Annotated in this window: 18 protein-coding genes and 1 tRNA gene; 9 read left to right on the top strand and 10 right to left on the bottom strand. The window is 64.2% G+C overall.

Annotated elements, in window-relative coordinates; translation table 11 throughout:
* Positions 1–65: 65 nt before the first annotated feature.
* Entirely contained in the window at positions 66–1,067 is a 1,002-nt protein-coding gene (locus ACKOED_RS01040) for a BMP family protein (protein ID WP_408914714.1), read from the bottom strand.
* A 194-nt stretch (positions 1,068–1,261) separates the two neighbouring features.
* Here ACKOED_RS01040 and ACKOED_RS01035 point away from each other — a divergent pair, with 194 nt between their 5' ends.
* Together ACKOED_RS01035 and ACKOED_RS01030 are read left to right on the top strand one after the other, a co-directional pair.
* Complete coding sequence (locus ACKOED_RS01035) at positions 1,262–1,684, top strand: Hsp20 family protein (RefSeq protein WP_408914713.1); 423 nt, start codon at positions 1,262–1,264, stop codon at positions 1,682–1,684.
* 4 nt (positions 1,685–1,688) lie between these two features.
* Positions 1,689–1,943, top strand: a complete 255-nt coding sequence (locus ACKOED_RS01030) for a DUF1150 family protein (RefSeq protein ID WP_408914712.1) — start codon at positions 1,689–1,691, stop codon at positions 1,941–1,943.
* Between the two features lie 7 nt (positions 1,944–1,950).
* Here the strand turns inward: ACKOED_RS01030 and ptsN are convergent, their stop codons facing one another.
* The 7 genes from ptsN to ACKOED_RS00995 all read right to left on the bottom strand — a co-directional run bounded on the left by ptsN (position 1,951) and on the right by ACKOED_RS00995 (position 6,869).
* Complete coding sequence (gene ptsN, locus ACKOED_RS01025; protein ID WP_408914711.1) at positions 1,951–2,430, bottom strand: PTS IIA-like nitrogen regulatory protein PtsN; 480 nt, start codon at positions 2,428–2,430, stop codon at positions 1,951–1,953.
* A gap of 223 nt (positions 2,431–2,653) precedes the next feature.
* Positions 2,654–4,177 (bottom strand): RNA polymerase factor sigma-54, encoded by a 1,524-nt coding sequence (rpoN, locus tag ACKOED_RS01020; RefSeq protein ID WP_408914710.1) that lies wholly within the window; start codon positions 4,175–4,177, stop codon positions 2,654–2,656.
* A 17-nt stretch (positions 4,178–4,194) separates the two neighbouring features.
* Positions 4,195–4,968: an LPS export ABC transporter ATP-binding protein gene (lptB, locus tag ACKOED_RS01015; RefSeq protein WP_408914709.1), complete on the bottom strand. Its 774-nt coding sequence runs from the start codon at positions 4,966–4,968 to the stop codon at positions 4,195–4,197.
* Positions 4,969–5,007: 39 nt separating this feature from the next.
* Entirely contained in the window at positions 5,008–5,523 is a 516-nt protein-coding gene (locus ACKOED_RS01010) for an LptA/OstA family protein (RefSeq protein ID WP_408914708.1), read from the bottom strand.
* Positions 5,520–6,155 carry an LPS export ABC transporter periplasmic protein LptC gene (lptC, locus tag ACKOED_RS01005; protein WP_408914707.1) on the bottom strand — a complete coding sequence of 212 codons (636 nt, stop codon included), beginning with the start codon at positions 6,153–6,155 and terminating at the stop codon, positions 5,520–5,522. The genes ACKOED_RS01010 and lptC overlap by 4 nt, the downstream gene beginning before the upstream one ends.
* Entirely contained in the window at positions 6,139–6,750 is a 612-nt protein-coding gene (locus tag ACKOED_RS01000; protein ID WP_408914706.1) for a ribonuclease D, read from the bottom strand. The genes lptC and ACKOED_RS01000 overlap by 17 nt, the downstream gene beginning before the upstream one ends.
* 34 nt (positions 6,751–6,784) lie before the next feature.
* Positions 6,785–6,869 (bottom strand) — tRNA-Leu (locus tag ACKOED_RS00995).
* 122 nt (positions 6,870–6,991) lie between these two features.
* Between ACKOED_RS00995 and ACKOED_RS00990 the strand changes: the two genes are divergently transcribed.
* Entirely contained in the window at positions 6,992–7,969 is a 978-nt protein-coding gene (locus ACKOED_RS00990) for a complex I NDUFA9 subunit family protein (protein WP_408914751.1), read from the top strand.
* Here the strand turns inward: ACKOED_RS00990 and ACKOED_RS00985 are convergent.
* Positions 7,936–8,760 (bottom strand): undecaprenyl-diphosphate phosphatase, encoded by an 825-nt coding sequence (locus tag ACKOED_RS00985; RefSeq protein ID WP_408914705.1) that lies wholly within the window; start codon positions 8,758–8,760, stop codon positions 7,936–7,938. The two genes, ACKOED_RS00990 and ACKOED_RS00985, sit on opposite strands and share 34 nt — an antisense overlap.
* A gap of 154 nt (positions 8,761–8,914) precedes the next feature.
* Between ACKOED_RS00985 and ACKOED_RS00980 the strand changes: the two genes are divergently transcribed.
* From ACKOED_RS00980 to ACKOED_RS00970, 3 genes are read left to right on the top strand one after another with little or no spacing between them, the layout of a single operon-like run.
* Entirely contained in the window at positions 8,915–9,598 is a 684-nt protein-coding gene (locus tag ACKOED_RS00980; protein WP_408914704.1) for a glutathione S-transferase family protein, read from the top strand.
* Positions 9,599–9,600: 2 nt separating this feature from the next.
* A complete protein-coding gene (gene queG / locus ACKOED_RS00975; RefSeq protein ID WP_408914703.1) occupies positions 9,601–10,713 on the top strand; it encodes a tRNA epoxyqueuosine(34) reductase QueG in 1,113 nt (370 codons plus the stop codon).
* Positions 10,710–11,579 carry an SDR family oxidoreductase gene (locus ACKOED_RS00970; RefSeq protein WP_408914702.1) on the top strand — a complete coding sequence of 290 codons (870 nt, stop codon included), beginning with the start codon at positions 10,710–10,712 and terminating at the stop codon, positions 11,577–11,579. Before queG ends, ACKOED_RS00970 begins: the two co-directional genes overlap by 4 nt.
* Here ACKOED_RS00970 and ACKOED_RS00965 read toward each other — a convergent pair.
* Positions 11,569–12,363, bottom strand: a complete 795-nt coding sequence (locus tag ACKOED_RS00965) for an alpha/beta hydrolase (protein WP_408914701.1) — start codon at positions 12,361–12,363, stop codon at positions 11,569–11,571. The two genes, ACKOED_RS00970 and ACKOED_RS00965, sit on opposite strands and share 11 nt — an antisense overlap.
* Before the next feature lie 77 nt (positions 12,364–12,440).
* Between ACKOED_RS00965 and ACKOED_RS00960 the strand changes: the two genes are divergently transcribed.
* The 3 genes from ACKOED_RS00960 to ACKOED_RS00950 all read left to right on the top strand — a co-directional run.
* Positions 12,441–13,715 carry an efflux RND transporter periplasmic adaptor subunit gene (locus ACKOED_RS00960; protein ID WP_408914700.1) on the top strand — a complete coding sequence of 425 codons (1,275 nt, stop codon included), beginning with the start codon at positions 12,441–12,443 and terminating at the stop codon, positions 13,713–13,715.
* Between the two features lie 50 nt (positions 13,716–13,765).
* A complete protein-coding gene (locus ACKOED_RS00955; protein ID WP_408914750.1) occupies positions 13,766–14,416 on the top strand; it encodes an ABC transporter ATP-binding protein in 651 nt (216 codons plus the stop codon).
* The coding region (locus tag ACKOED_RS00950; RefSeq protein ID WP_408914699.1) for an ABC transporter permease at positions 14,416–15,513 on the top strand (1,098 nt) is incomplete at its 3' end. The genes ACKOED_RS00955 and ACKOED_RS00950, both read left to right, overlap by 1 nt.

The following is a 15,513-nucleotide window of genomic DNA, read 5'->3' as shown; positions in this document are numbered from 1 at the left end:
TTGGTCCGTCAGGCCCGGCTGTGCCGCCTCCCCGGCAAGCGGGGAAGCGGCGAGGCGCTTACCGGTTACTGCACCGGGCAGCTGTTGTCGGTGGTGTAGTCATGCACCTTGATGGCGCCCGAGATGATGTCGGCCTTCGCCTTCTCAGCGGCGGCCTGCATCTCCGCCGTCACCAGCGGCTTGTTGTTGTCGTCCATGGCATAGCCCACACCATCCTCGGCGAGGCCCAGCGACAGGATGCCCGGCTTGAAGGTGCCCTCCTTGCCCGATTTCATCACGTTGTAGACCGCCACATCGACGCGCTTCAGCATCGAGGTGAGCACCTTGCCGGGGTGGAGGTAGTTCTGGTTGGCGTCGACGCCGATCGACAGCGCGCCGCCGTCAGCGGCGGCCTGGAGAACGCCAAGGCCGGTGGCGCCCGCCGCGGCGTAGACGACGTCCGCGCCCTGGGCCATCTGGCCCTTGGTGATTTCGCCGCCCTTGACGGGGTCGTTCCAGGCAGCGCCGGTATCGCCGGTCATGTTCTGGAAGATGGTGGCGTCGGCACGCGCCGCCTTGACGCCCTGGGCATAGCCGCAGCCGAACTTGCGGATCAGCGGAATATCCATGCCGCCCACGAACCCGACCTTGCCGGACTTGCTGGCCATGCCGGCGAGCAGCCCGACGAGATAGGAGCCTTCATGCTCCTTGAACACGATGGACTGGACGTTGGGGAGATCCACCACCATGTCGACGATGGCGAAATTCAGGTCCGGATATTCCTTGGCGACCTTCTCCACCGCGGCCGCCTGGGCGAAACCGGCGGCGATGATCGGCGAATAGCCCTGGTCGGCGAAGTTGCGGATCGCCTGTTCGCGCTGTGCCTCATTGGCGATCTCGAACGAGCCGTAGTCGATGCCGGTCTCGGCCTTGAACTTCTCCGAGCCGTTGAACATGCTCTCGTTGAAGGACTTGTCGAACTTGCCGCCGATGTCGAACACGATGGCCGGTTTGGTGTCAGCGGCCAAGGCGGTGGCGGCCGACAAGGTCAGCGCGGCGGCAGCGCCGAGAAACACACGTCTGAACATCGATCTTCTCCCTGTTATGGATGCCCGGTCGAGCCGCGGGCGAAGCCCGGACCCTTGAATGAGGATCAAACACCGCGCGCCCGCCACGGTCAAGGGCGGTGTCTTGATTCCGGAGGACGCGCTCCACATATGACGGGAGAAGCTAGGAATGCCTGTTCAGGGTTCCGGCCAGGTTGCTGCTTGACGAGGGCAAAATGTCTCGACTGTCTATGTTTTCATCGCCTCTCCTGCTCGGCTTCGATGAGCTGGAACGGATGCTCGACCGGGCGTCCAAGACCGCGGGCGACGGTTACCCGCCCTACAACATCGAACGCCTGCCGCGGGCGGAGGGCGAGGCCGAACGGCTGCGCATCACGCTGGCCGTGGCTGGCTTCAGCCGCGACGAACTCGACGTGACGGTCGAGGAGAACCAGCTCGTCATCCGTGGCCGCCAGAGGGAAGAGGACGGCAAGTCCTACCTGCACCGCGGCATCGCCGCGCGGCAGTTCACCCGCACCTTCCTGCTGGCCGACGGCATGGATGTGACCGGGGCGCGATTGGAAAATGGCCTTCTGGAGCTTCATCTCGAGAGACCGGAACCGCGGCGGGTGGTCCGCCGTATTCAGATTGGAGGGTAAGCTTATGGAGAACAAGAAAACTGTCGACCTGACGCCACAGGATCTGGCGCTGCTTGGCGAGGGTGCCCTGGGCTACATTCGCGAAATCGAGGTCCAGGAGGCCCGGCGTCTGCTCGGCGCGCAGCACAATGTGGCGCCGAATTCCAAGCTCTATTGCCTGTACAATGCCGATGGCACGCCGGTGTCGATCTCAGCCTCGCGCGAGGCGGCGCTCGGCAGCGCCTTCGAGCATGAACTGATGGCGATGAGCGTGCACTGACCGAAAATCACGCCGCGGAGGCGCTGGGGGCAGGGTTCGCGGCGGGCTCGGTGAGGATCGCATAGAGCCCTTCCGCATCCTCGGTGCCGCGCAGCTTGGCCACCACCGAAGCATCGCGCAGCAGCCGGGAGATGCGGGCCAGCGCCTTCAGGTGGTCGGCGCCGGCATGTTCAGGCGCCAGAAGCACGAACACCAGATCGACGGGCTGGCCATCAACCGAATCGAAGTCAATCGGCGTGGCAAGCCTAGCAAACAGCCCATAAACGCGCGAGATCGATGGCAGCTTGCCATGCGGAATGGCGATGCCCTGGCCAATGCCGGTGGACCCCAGTTTCTCCCGCTTCAGCAATGTCTCGAAAATCAGGCGGTGATCAATCGCCACGCGATTGGCCATCGCCTGGGATAGCTCCTGCAGCAGCTGCTTCTTGTTCTGAACCTTGAGGCTGGCCAGAACAGATTGCCTGTCGATGAGGAAGTCGAGCATCATGCGCGCGGTCCTGGCTTCAGGCCAGACGCCGGCTGGACGTGTCGGACTTCATCATGATCGCAAAACCCCCGCTTCGCAGACCTACACAGATGGCCACGTTCACTTGATCCGTCAACTGGTCCGTCAAGCTTGTGCGAAACCTGCATGGCCAGGCTTTTGCAGTGCAACATTTCGAACGCATCCGCACAAAGCCGGCGGACCGTAGTGGAGCGGCTTGTCCACGTCAACGCTCCTGCGCCCGCTTTGCACGAACTTCGCGCCGGCGCTGAACCGAAGACGGAATCCCTAAGCTTTCTCTATACTTGGCAACAGTCCGCCGGGCGATATCGATGCCGGCGGCCTTGAGTTTCTCGACAATCGTGTCATCGGAAAGGATGTCTTCGCCCTCCGCGGTTATGAGTTCCCGGATACGGTGGCGGACGGCTTCCGCCGAATGCGCGTCACCCTCCATCTCGGACGAGGCAATGGCGGCTGTGAAGAAATATTTGAGCTCGAAGATGCCGCGCGTCGTGGACATGTATTTGTTGGACGTCACACGGCTAACCGTCGATTCGTGCATCTCGATGGCCGCGGCCACGGTCTTGAGGTTGAGCGGCCGGAGATGCTGCACCCCCAGGAGCAGGAAGGCGTCCTGCTGGCGGACGATCTCGCGGGCCACTTTCAGAATGGTGCGGGCCCGCTGATCGAGGCTCTTCACCAGCCAGGCGGCATTGGCCTGGCACTCCGACAGATAGACCTTGTCTTCGCTTCGCGCGGCCGTGGCGGAAACCTGCGCCATATACTGGTTGTTGATCAGGACGCGCGGCAGCGTCTCGGTGTTGAGTTCGACGATCCAGCTGCCGTCTGGAGCGGCCCGCACCAGAACATCCGGTATCACCGGCTGCACCGGTTCGGAGCCGAAGGCGTGCCCCGGCTTCGGGTTGAGCCGGCGCAGTTCGGCGATCATGTCCTGAAGGTCCTCGGGATCGACACGGCAGAGGCCCTTGAGGGCCGCATAGTCGCGCCGGGCGACCAGATCGAGATGCGCAAGCAGCGTTTCCATGGCCGGGTCGAAACGGTCACGGTCCTTCAGCTGCAAGGCCAGGCATTCGCGGAGATCACGGGCGAACACGCCGGGCGGATCGACGGCTTGCAGCTTCTTCAGCACCGCTTCCACATGGGCGGCTGACGTGCCGAGCGTCTCGGCCATGCTGGCGGTATCCGATGTGAGATAGCCCGCCTCGTTCAGCATGCCGATCAGGTGCTGGCCGATGAGCCGCTCGCCGGGGTTGGTCAGCAAAAGGTTCATTTGATCGGTCAGGTGCTCCGCCAGGGTTGGCTGCCTGGTGAGGGTGGCGGCAAGATCGAGGTCCTCGGCGTTAAGCGAACCCCCGCCTTGCGGCCTGAGCGACGACCAGCCTGAATCCCGCGGTCCGTCCGCAGCCTCGCGGTTGGCGGCATCGGCGCGTGACTCATGGGTGTAGACATTGTCGAGATCGGTATCGAGCGTGCGCAGGCGCTCCTCGGGCGCAGCCGAGGACTGCAGCGCGTTGACCATGTCCGGTTGGGCTTCCCCGGTTTCCGAGAGACGGTTCTGGATTTCGCCACGCTCGTCGCGCTCCAGCAGCGGGTTGCGTTCGAGTTCCTGGTCGACAAAGGCCTGAAGTTCGATGTTCGACATCTGCAACAGCTTAATGGCCTGCTGCAGCTGCGGGGTCATCACCAGGGACTGGCCCTGGCGAAGCTCAAGTCTCTGTTTCAGCGCCATGGCGCTTCTCTAGCCTCTCAAAGGCTGAAATCGGCGCCAAGATAGTAGCGCCGGACATCCGGGTTGCTGACGATCTCCTGCGGGGTTCCCTCGGTCAGGACCTGGCCCTCATGGATGATGAGGGCCTTGTCGATGAGTTCAAGGGTTTCGCGCACGTTGTGATCCGTAACAAGCACCCCGATTCCCCGAGAGGTGAGCTGACGCACCAGGTTGCGGATATCGCTGATCGCAATCGGGTCAATGCCGGCGAAGGGTTCGTCGAGCAGCATGAATTCGGGCTCGGCGGCGAGGGCGCGGGCGATTTCCACGCGGCGGCGCTCACCGCCAGAAAGCGCAACAGCCGGCGAATTCCTGATTCGGGCGATGGAAAACTCATCGAGCAACTCACGTAGCTTGGCCTCGCGCTTTGCTTTCGACTTCTCGGTGAGTTCAAGCACAGCGCTGATATTTTCCTCAACGGTGAGGCCGCGGAAGATCGAGCTTTCCTGCGCCAGATAGCCGATTCCCAGCCTGGCCCGCCGGTACATGGGCAGGTGGGTGATATCCGCGCCGTCGAGGCTGATCCGGCCGCTGTCGGCGGCAATGAGGCCAGTGATCATATAGAACACCGTCGTCTTGCCGGCGCCATTGGGTCCCAGAAGTCCCACAGCTTCACCACGCTTGACGGAGAGCGAGACGTCCCGCACCACGGGCCGCCGGCGATAGGACTTCCGCAGCCCCTCCACCACCAGGCCCTGCGGCCTGGCCGGCTTCGTCTGCGCGGCCGTCACATTGTCTTCGTCATGCGCCAAGGCAGTTTCCGTCCAAGACATTGACATTCGATAAATGGTTCACTGGGGAACAAAACTGCCCTTGACCCTGCCGCCGGTCATCTGGGTCTTGCTGGTCTTGAGGTCCGCCTTCAGTTCATTGCCGGTGAGCACGGTCTTGCCTTGCACCAGCTTGACGTTGCCGCCCACGGTGAGCATATCCGTCTGGGGATTGTATTTCGCCCAGTCGCCGGTAATGGTCTCGTTCGGCGTCGTGATGGTCACGTTGCCCCTGGCATCAAGGTCAGTTGCATCCGTCTTGGTGGTGCCGTCGGGCTGCTTCACTTCGGAATAGGTGACGGTCAGTTCATCAGACTTGAGGTTGGTGGTCCCGCGCGTGGCGTCCACCTCTCCGCGGAAGATCGCCTTCTTCTCCTTATCGAGGATTTCCATTTCGTTGGCGGCGACGTCCACCGGTGCCGGCGCTTCAGCGGCAGCACCAGCCTGGGTGGCGGGCTGCTGGGTCTCGGCAACGGCAGGCTCCCAGGCCATCAGAAACGCCGCGGCGGCGCAGAAAGTGGCCAGACTCTTGGTCATTGGACGGTGTCTCCCTTTCCAGAAGTGGCGTCGAAACGCGCCCTCACTCCATTCAAGAACAGAATTCGAGCCCCGTCATCGGATATTTGAATGCCGTTCGCCTCAACCGTTCCGCCGGGCCCGAAAGTGGCCCGCACTTTTGAGTTGGAGAGCAGCTTCTTTTCCCGAACGGTAATCTGGGCCTCATCCATCCGGGCGGCAAAGCGGCTGCCCTGCGCGAGAACAACGTTGTTCTTGAGCTTCAAAGTCTTGTTTTCAGTGTCATATTTTCCGGCGGCGGCGGAAATCGTAAGAGCGCCGCCAGAGGCTCTCTGAAACTTGCCCTGAGGCGCTTCAAGAAACACAAGGTTCGGCATCTTTTCGTCTTGCCAGCCGCGTTTTGCTTTCACCTCATAGGGCTGGCGCTCATCATCGATGCCGGTGACGGTCGATGAGTCGGCGGTGATCCGGTCGGGTTCAACAACCGGAGCCGGTGCCGCTTCTTGCTTTGGCATCAGGGCGCGGAACAAACCGGCCTGCGCAAGAAAGAGCACAACAAAGCCTATGCCGATGGCGGCAGCCAGCCAGCTGAAAAAGCGCGCCAGACTGGCGGTGCGCAACGCCCTGCCGGCATGGTCAGTGGGCAAAGACATCCTCCTCCGTCCAGCCGGCAAGATCGAGGGCGGCACGCGCCGGAAGGAAGGCAAAGCAGGCGCGGGCCACATCGGTCCGCCCTTCCCTCGCCAGCATCTGATCGAGCCGGGCCTTCAGTTCATGGAGATAGATCACATCCTGCGCGGCATATTGCTTCTGGGCGTCGGACAGCACATGTGCTCCCCAGTCGGAGCTCTGCTGCTGCTTGTTGAGTTCGATGCCGAGCAGTTCCTTGATGAGGTCCTTTAGGCCGTGGCGGTCGGTATAGGTGCGGGTGAGCCTGGAGGCGATCTTGGTGCAGTAGAGCGGCGCCACGTCGATGCCGAGGTAATACTTGATCACCGCCACGTCGAAGCGCGCGAAATGAAAAATTTTCATCACGTCAGGGTTGGCGAGCAGCGTCTTGAGATTGGGCGCATCGTAGCTCGTGCGGTCGAGTTGCACGAGATGGGCGTTGCCATCGCCGGAGGAGAGCTGCACCAGGCACAGCTTGTCGCGCCGGGGAATGAGCCCGAGGGTTTCGGTGTCGACCGCGACGGCCGGTCCGAAATCAAGGCCACCAGGCAGGTCGCCCTTGTAAAGCTTGATGGCCATCAGAGCGTCCCGCTGCTTGCACTGCCTTGGGAAATGGTGCCCAGAAGAGGACTCGAACCTCCACGCCTCGCGGCGCTAGTACCTGAAACTAGTGCGTCTACCAATTCCGCCATCTGGGCTTTCGTTCCGGTCTCTTAGAGAGGCGGAACCGGGCTGTCAACCAAAGTCGCCGAGACCTTTGCATTGGTGCGGACGGGGGGCTAAAAGGCGCTGCAAAACAATATCCGGAGTGATGTCCTTGCTGGTTCAGCCTTCCGACAGACTCATCACCATCATCGGCGGATCGGGCTTTCTCGGCCGGCACATCGTAAGGGCGCTGGCGCGGCGCGGCTACCGCATCCGGGTTGGCTGCAGGCGGCCGGATCTCGCCGGCCATCTGCAACCTCTGGGCAATCCCGGCCAGATCATGATGGTGCAGGCCAATGTACGCTATCCGGCCTCGCTGACGGCCGCCTGCGCGGGCGCCTATGCCGTCATCAACCTCACGGGCGTCCTCTATTCGGCCGGAGCCCAAAGCTTCGATGCGGTGCACACGTTCGGGGCCGAGGCCTCCGCGCGGGCCGCGACGAACGCAAAGGCCAGGCTGTTCATCCAGATGTCGGCGATCGGGGCTGACCCGAACAGTGGGGCCGCATATGCCCGCAGCAAGGCGGAGGGCGAGCGGCGCGCGCGGGAGCAGTTCCCTGGCGCCATCGTGCTGCGCCCGTCGATCGTGTTCGGGCCGGAGGACTCGTTCTTCAACCGTTTCGCCGACATGGCGCGCTTCGCGCCCTTCCTGCCGCTGATCGGCGGCGGTGAAACCAGGTTCGCGCCGGTGTTTGCGGGCGACATCGGCGAGGCGGTGGCGCGGCTCATCGACCGCGGCGACGCGGATGGCAAAACCTATGAGCTCGGCGGACCCGAGGTTCTGAGCTTCCGCCAGCTCATGGCATTCACGCTGGACACCATCGAGCGCAAACGCCTGCTGGTCACCGTGCCCTGGAGCGTGGCCAAGCTGCAGGCGGCTGTCCTCGGCCTCTTGCCGAAACCGCTGCTCACCCTCGATCAGGTCGAACTTCTCAAGACCGACAACGTGGTCAGCGCCGCGGCGCGCCGCGAGCATCGTACGCTGGAGGGGCTCGGCATTACGCCGCAGGGCATCGAGGGCATCGTGCCGGGTTATCTCTACCGTTACCGCAAGGCCGGTCAGTTCACCGCGCCCAAGGGAATTCCGGAATAAATCACCGCCAGCAGCACCACCCCAAGCGCCACGCGGTAGATGGCGAAGGGCAGGAAGCTGACGTGCCGGACCATGCGCATCAGCACGGTGATGGTGCCAAGCGCCACGAAAAAGGTGAGAACCGCCGTCAGCACCATGCTGAAGGTGATCGGCGCGCCACTCGACACTGCATCGCCCAGCTTCAGCACGCCGGCGCCGGCAATCGCCGGAATTCCGAGAAGAAAGGCGAAGCGCGCCGCTTCGGGGCGTTCGAAGCCCAGGGCCCGCGCGGCGGTCATTGTGATGCCGGAACGGCTGACGCCGGGAATGATCGCCACCGCCTGCGCCATGCCGATGATCAGCGCCGGAAGCCAGGTCATGTCCGACATTCGCCGCGCGGAAAGCCCGAAGCGATCGCAAAGATAGAGCAGGATTCCGAACACGATGGCGTTCCAGGCGACAATCACCGGCATCTGCCGGACCACGTCCATGAAACCGATCTCGTCGAGGAACAGGCCGAACAGCACGGCGGGGATGGTGCCAAGCACGATCAGCAGCGCCAGCCGCCCCCACGCCGTCACCCGCCCACGCAACAGGTCAAAGCCGCCGGCCAGAAGGTTGAGGCAATCGCGCCAGAAATATACCACCACCGCCAGGAACGAACCCATGTGCACCATGACATCGGTGAGCAGCCCCTGGTCCGGCCAGCCGGTGACGGCCGGCACCAGCAGCAGGTGGCCGGAAGAGGAAATTGGAAGGAATTCAGTGATTCCCTGGATGAAGGCCAGAACGACGATCTGAAGAATGAGCAAGGGCGGGCTCCTCCAGGATGTTGCCTGGCCAGTCGGATTTGCTTGCCGCAAGGGGCGGCAGGGTCTTATACGCCACTGTCGAGCGGCGTAATTGCGGCAGGGACCTGCCGTAACAGCCCCGAGTTGCCGAGGTCAGGGTTAATATCTTCCTAACATGTCATCGCTCATCCATTTTACGCTCGATCCGTTCAGCCGCCGCCTGCGCCTGGCCTGCGCCGAGTACGGAGTCGTCGTCGAACTGATCGAGGAGGACCCGTGGAATCCCAGCGCGGCCATCTATGAGATCAATCCGGCCGGCACCGTGCCGATCTTTCTTGCCGGCGCCGACGCGCCGATCTGCGGCGTCGAGGCGATCGGCGAGTTTCTCGAGGAGACCAGGTCGGCGCGTATCTCGCTCATCCCGGGCACGTCATTCGAGCGGGCCGAGGTTCGCCGCCTGGTAAGCTGGTTCGACGGGAAGTTCTACGCGGAGGTCAGTGAGCCGATGATCACCGAAAAGCTGATCCGCCGTTTTCTGCCGCGGGCCAATGGCGGCGGCGGCCCGGATACCGCCCGTGTGCGGCAGGCAATGTCGAATCTGCGCGAGCACCTGGATTATGTCAGCTACCTGGCCGACCGCCGCGCCTGGCTTGCCGGCGAACAGCTTTCGATGGCCGATCTGGCAGCGGCTGCTCATCTTTCAGTCATCGACTACTTCGATGACGTGCCGTGGTTCCGCTACCCGGTGGCGAAATCCTGGTACCAGCGGATGAAATCGCGCCCTTCGTTCCGGCCGCTGCTGTCGGATTCGATCCGCGGGGTGGCGCCAGGCGCGCATTATGCCGATCTCGATTTCTGACCGTGGCCGGGCTCGCGCTGGGCATCCGGGAGAAAGCCGCCGCCGAAGGCTTTGCCGCCATCCGCATTGCCCGGGTGGCGGACGATCCACTGACGGCCAAACGCCTGCGAGACTTCATCGCGGACGGCCGGCACGGCGGCATGGGCTGGATGGCCGAGACCGAAGAACGCCGGTCGAACCCGCTCAGGCTTTGGCCAGAGGCGAGATCGGCCATCATGCTGGCACTTTCCTACACGCCTGACATCGACCCGCTGGAACGGCTCAAGGACCCATCCGCCGGCGTCATCTCCGTTTATGCGCTGAACCGCGACTACCACGACGTGGTGAAGGGTAAGCTGAAGCGGCTGGCGCAATGGCTGGCGCGGCAGGCGGCGGCCGAGGTCAAGGTGTTCGTCGACACCGCCCCGCTGATGGAAAAGCCGCTGGCGCAAAGGGCGGGGCTCGGCTGGCAGGGAAAACACACCAACCTGGTCTCCCGCGAGCTGGGCTCGTGGTTCTTCATTGGCGCCATTCTCACCACCGCCGAGCTTGTTGCGGATGAAGCGGAGACCGATCACTGCGGCTCGTGCCGGGCCTGCCTCGACATCTGCCCGACCAAGGCCTTTCCCGCGCCCTATGAGCTCGATGCCAGGCGCTGCATTTCCTATCTCACCATCGAACACCAGGGGCATATTCCGCGCCAGTTCCGCAAGCTGATGGCAAACCGTATCTATGGCTGCGACGATTGCCTCGCCGTCTGCCCGTGGAACAAATATGCCGTTGCGGCGAGGGAGGCGAAGCTCAAGGCCCGCGACGATCTCCAGGCGCCGCCCCTCAGGCAGTTGCTGGCGCTGGATGATGCTGCATTTCGCAATCTTTTCGCGGGCTCGCCCGTGAAGCGTACCGGGCGTGACCGGTTCATCCGCAATGTGCTGATCGCCGCCGGCAACAGTGGTGACCGGACGCTTGCGCCCCAAGTGCAGGCCCTGACACGAGACCCATCGCCACTGGTGCGGGCAATGGCGGTGTGGGCGCTCACCCAGCTTCTGCCAGCCGCCGCCTTCGCGGACTTGCGCAACACGTCTCTGCCGGGTGAAACCGATGCAAGCGTTCGTCAGGAATGGGAGGCGGAATGAACCGGCTGTTGTGCGTGGGCCTTGGCTTTTCTGCGGCGGTTCTGGCCCGGCGGCTGGCGCAACAGGGCTGGGCGATCACCGCCACCAGCCGCAGTAACGCCGGCGTGGCGGCGATCGCGGCGCTTGGCTATCAGGGCTTGCGTTTCGATGGCACCGAACCACTGCCACCCACCGCCTTCGACGGGGTCACCCATGTGGTGATTTCGGCGCCGCCAGATGAGGACGGCGACCCCGTGCTGCGGCTCCACGCCGGCGATTTGGCGGCGCGCGCGCCTCAGTTCCAGTGGGTCGCCTATCTCTCGACCACCGGTGTCTATGGCGATCATGGCGGCGGTGTCGTCACCGAGGACACGCCGCTCACCCCCAACACGTCCCGTGGTCACAACCGGGTTGTCGCCGAAACCCAGTGGCTCGACTTGTGGCGCGGCCATGGCCTTCCGGTGCATGTGTTCAGGCTTGCGGGAATCTATGGGCCTGGCCGCAACCAGCTGCTCTCGCTGATGGACGGCACCGCCAAGCGGGTCATCAAACAGGGCCAGATCTTCAGCCGCATTCATGTCGAGGACATCGCGACGGTGCTGGAAGCCTCCATCGCGCGGCCGCACCCCGGCCGCGCCTACAATGTCTGCGACGACGAACCCTGCCCGCCGCAGGATGTGGTGGAATTCGGCGCAAGGCTTCTGGGGCTTACGGTGCCGCCCGCCATCGCTTTCGAGGAAGCCGCGCTGTCGCCGATGGCGCGAAGTTTCTACGCTGACTCGAAGCGGGTTTCGAACACCCGCATCAAGAGCGAACTTGGCGTGAGCCTGCGCTATCCCAGCTACCGCGAAGGCCTGCGGACGCTCGCGGCGGACCTCACAGCGTAAGCCCGTCCGCCCGCTCGGCCAGCCTGAGTGCCGTCTCGCGCAGCAGCGCCAGGTTTCCTGGCGTCGAGAGACGGTGGTCGCCGTCCTTGACCAGCGTCAGCGTGACATCAGCGCCGCGCAACGCCGCGAACACTTTCATCGCATGGGCGGGCGGCACATCGGGATCAGTGTCACCCTGCAGGATGCGCACCGGGCAATCGATATCGAGACCCTGTGGCAGCACGAGATGCGCCGCGCCATCGGCGATCAGCCGCTGGGTGATGGCATAGGGCTCGCCATAGAGCGAAGGCCGCATCCATACACCCTTGTCGCGAAGCGCGGCACGGACCTGTTCCGGAAACTGGTCCCACATCAGATCGGCCGTCATGTCGGCGGCGGGCGCGATCAGCACCAGCCCGGCGATGCGGCGCGCTGCCGGCGGGTTGATGTGGCGAAGGCGGCGGTAGAGCAGCAGCGCCAGCCAGCCACCCATGCTCGACCCCACCACGATCTGCCGGCCATGAGCATGGGTGAGGAACATATGGCAGCTTTGCGCCAGCCAGTCGGAGATCGTACCGTCCAGGAACCGGCCTTGCGACGCGCCATGACCAGAATAGTCGAACCGCAGGCAGGGGCGCCGCGTCTCACGCGCCAGCGCCGCCAGCGCCTCGGCCTTGGACGCCGTCATGTCGGACTTGAATCCACCCAGCCAGACCATCCCGCAACGGCCAAGATTGCTTTGCCCATCAATGCGATAGGCAATGGGTGGCTGGCCTTCGGGATTTTCGAACTTGATATCGGTCATGGCGGGGTCATATCAGTGCTGAGACACCTTGCAAATGCCGGCCCCCCAGGGGCCCGCAGTGGAAAGCCCTGGAGTTGATGAACATTCAATCCCCACCCGGCCAGCCTCCGATCGAGACCGTCCTCGGCCTCGATCCCCGCAGCCGGCGCAGCCGCTGGGGCTGGCGCTTGCTGTGGCTGCTGCTCTTGGCGGCTTTGGTGGCGGGGGCCGCCTGGTGGCTGCTCAACCGCCAGACCTCCGGCACCGCCATCAGCTATGACACGGCGCCGGCCGCCGTGAAGACGCTGCTGGTCAAGGTGCAGGCCACCGGCAACATCCAGCCCACCACCCAGGTTGATGTATCGAGCGAGCGTTCCGGCGTGATCCGGTCAGTCAATGTAAAGGCCAACAGCCTCGTCAGGAAAGGTGACGTGCTGGCCCAGCTTGACACCGAACGGCTGGAGGCGGAACTGGCCCGCGGCAAGGCGGCGCTGGCCGCCGCCGAGGCCCGGCTCGAGGACGCCAAGGCGACGCTGGTCGAGAAGCAGACCGCCTTCAAGCGCGCCGAACGGCTGAGCAAGCAGGGCATTTCCTCCACCGCCGATCTCGACACCGCGCGCGCCGGCCAGTCCCGGGCCGAGGCCGGGGTGGTCGCGGCCAGGGCCGACATCGAAGTCGCCAAGGCCGAACTCACCATGCAGGAAACCGACATCACCAAGACGCGCATCCTCTCGCCGGTCGATGGCATCGTGCTGAAGCGTGACGCGGAGCCCGGCCAGACGGTGGCCTCTTCGCTGCAGGCGCCAGTGCTGTTCACACTTGCCGAAGATCTCACCCGCATGCAGCTCGAAGCAGACATCGACGAGGCGGACATCGGCCAGGTGAAGCCCGGCCAGAGCGCCAGCTTCACGGTCGATGCCTTTCCAGGCAAGAGCTTTCCAGCGGTGATCGATACCATCGAATACTCGCCGGAAGTGACCGACAATGTCGTCACCTACAAGGCGATCCTTACCGTTGACAACAGTGAGTTGCTGCTCCGCCCCGGCATGACGGCGACCGCGCAAATCCTGGTCGAAGAGGTGAAAGACGCGCTCACCGTGCCCAATGCCGCGCTTCGCTATGCGCCGCCGCGCCAGGCCTCGGGCCAGGGCTTCAGCATCACCAGCCTGTTCATCCCGCGCATGCCGCGCACCGAGAAAGCCACGGCACCCTCCGCCGATGGCGAGCGCACCGTCCATGTTCTGAGAAACGGCAAGCCGGAGCCGGTGAAGGTGCGGGCCGGCGTCTCGGATGGCAAGGACACGCAGATCCTCTCCGGCGAGATCAAGGCGGGAGACGATGTCGTCCTGTCCTCCAGGGCTGGCGCACCGTGAGCGGCACACCAGCGCTCGTCTCGTTTCACAACGTCACCCGCAGCTACGGCATGGGCGGTGGCATGGTGCGGGCGCTGGCGGGCGTCAATCTGGAGATCCGCCAGGGCGAATTCATCGCCATCACCGGTCCGTCGGGGTCCGGCAAGTCAACCGCCATGAACATCATTGGCTGCCTTGACCGGCCGAGCAGCGGCAGCTTCAGGTTTCTGGGTGTCGAAGTCGGGAAGCTGACCCAGGACCAGCGGGCGCTCCTGCGCCGCAATTACATCGGCTTCGTGTTCCAGGGCTTCAACCTGCTGAACCGCACCACGGCGATCGAGAATGTCGAGCTGCCGCTCATATACCGCGGCATGGCCCGGCATGAGCGGCGGCAGCGGGCGGCGGAAGCGTTGGCGCTGGTCGGGCTCGCCGGCCGCGAACACCACACGCCTGGCGAGCTTTCCGGCGGCCAGCAGCAGCGCGTGGCGATTGCCCGCGCCATCGTCACCGATCCGCTGCTGCTGCTCGCCGACGAGCCCACCGGCAATCTGGATACCCAGCGCAGCCACGAGATCATGGAGCTGCTGACGCGGCTCAACGCCGGGCGCGGCATCACCGTGGTGATGGTCACCCATGAACCGGACATGGCCGCCTATGCCAACCGCATGATTCACTTTGTCGATGGCCGCATCGCCAGCGACGGCGTCAGGGCGGCCGCCTGATGCTGTGGGAAACGGTGAAGCTCGCCCTGTCTTCGATCCGCCGCAACGTCTTGCGCTCGGTGCTGACCCTGCTCGGCATCGTCATCGGCGTGGGCGCGGTCATCGCCATGGTGACGCTGGGTTCCGGCGCCTCCGACAAGGTGCGCGAGAATCTCGCCAAGCTCGGCAGCAACATGCTGATCGCCAGGCCCGGGCAGAGCACTTTCGGCCCCGGCGGCACCGGCGACAGCCGGGCCTTCGACGAACGTGACGTGACCGCCCTCAAGAACAACCTCACCGGGGTGCGGGGCGTCGCGCCGACCGCGCAGAAACAGGTGAAGGTGGTGTTCGGCGCGCTCAACTATGACACGACGGTGACCGGCACCACCTCGGACTGGTTCACGGTTCAGGACTGGACCATCGAGGACGGCCGCCCCTTTAACGAGGGCGAGGTCAGGTCGGGCACGTCGGTATGCCTGATCGGATCAACCATCGTGCGCGAATTATTCGGCGCGCAGGATCCGATCGGCGAGCGGCTGCGGCTTGGAAACTTCTCCTGCGAGGTGATCGGGCGGCTGGGCTCCAAGGGCCAGTCGGCCTTCGGCAGCGACCAGGACGCCATCGTGGTGGTGCCGTTGCGCACTTTTCACCGGCGCATTGCCGGCAACAACCGCATCAACACCATTTCGATCTCGGTCAAGGAAGCCGCCGACATGGCCCGCGTGCAGCGTGATGCGCAGGATGTGCTGCGCGAGCGCCGCCGCATCGTGCCGGGCGAGGACGATGATTTCACCATCCGTGACATGACGCAGATCGCCGCCACCATGGCATCGACCACCACCATCCTCACAAGCCTGTTGGGCGCGGTGGCCGCCGTGTCGCTGCTGGTGGGCGGCATCGGTATCATGAACATCATGCTGGTGTCGGTGACCGAGCGCACCCGCGAAATCGGCATCAGGCTGGCAATCGGCGCGCTGGAACGCCAGGTGCTGACGCAGTTCCTGGTCGAAGCGGTGGTGCTGGCGCTGTTCGGCGGCGCCATCGGCATCCTGCTGGGGCTGGGGATCGCTGCGGGAGGGGCGGCGTGCCGGGAAATAGCCGAACAGCACGCCGATCAG

The organism is Aestuariivirga sp. (assembly GCF_046093005.1).
Taxonomy (GTDB): domain Bacteria; phylum Pseudomonadota; class Alphaproteobacteria; order Rhizobiales; family Aestuariivirgaceae; genus Aestuariivirga.
The sequence above is the reverse complement of the archived record's forward strand: the minus strand, read 5'-3'. Positions and strand labels throughout refer to the sequence as shown.

Coding starts and splice junctions, on each gene's coding strand:
- ptsN (WP_408914711.1), bottom strand. CDS start 2,430: ATGATGCTCGACTTCCTCATCGACAGGCAATCTGTTCTGGCCAGCCTC.
- ACKOED_RS01035 (WP_408914713.1), top strand. CDS start 1,262: ATGTCTCGACTGTCTATGTTTTCATCGCCTCTCCTGCTCGGCTTCGAT.
- rpoN (WP_408914710.1), bottom strand. CDS start 4,177: ATGGCGCTGAAACAGAGACTTGAGCTTCGCCAGGGCCAGTCCCTGGTG.
- ACKOED_RS00970 (WP_408914702.1), top strand. CDS start 10,710: ATGAACCGGCTGTTGTGCGTGGGCCTTGGCTTTTCTGCGGCGGTTCTG.
- ACKOED_RS01010 (WP_408914708.1), bottom strand. CDS start 5,523: ATGACCAAGAGTCTGGCCACTTTCTGCGCCGCCGCGGCGTTTCTGATG.
- ACKOED_RS01000 (WP_408914706.1), bottom strand. CDS start 6,750: ATGGCCATCAAGCTTTACAAGGGCGACCTGCCTGGTGGCCTTGATTTC.
- ACKOED_RS00955 (WP_408914750.1), top strand. CDS start 13,766: ATGGGCGGTGGCATGGTGCGGGCGCTGGCGGGCGTCAATCTGGAGATC.
- ACKOED_RS01030 (WP_408914712.1), top strand. CDS start 1,689: ATGGAGAACAAGAAAACTGTCGACCTGACGCCACAGGATCTGGCGCTG.
- lptC (WP_408914707.1), bottom strand. CDS start 6,155: ATGTCTTTGCCCACTGACCATGCCGGCAGGGCGTTGCGCACCGCCAGT.
- ACKOED_RS00960 (WP_408914700.1), top strand. CDS start 12,441: ATGAACATTCAATCCCCACCCGGCCAGCCTCCGATCGAGACCGTCCTC.
- ACKOED_RS00965 (WP_408914701.1), bottom strand. CDS start 12,363: ATGACCGATATCAAGTTCGAAAATCCCGAAGGCCAGCCACCCATTGCC.
- ACKOED_RS01040 (WP_408914714.1), bottom strand. CDS start 1,067: ATGTTCAGACGTGTGTTTCTCGGCGCTGCCGCCGCGCTGACCTTGTCG.
- ACKOED_RS00980 (WP_408914704.1), top strand. CDS start 8,915: ATGTCATCGCTCATCCATTTTACGCTCGATCCGTTCAGCCGCCGCCTG.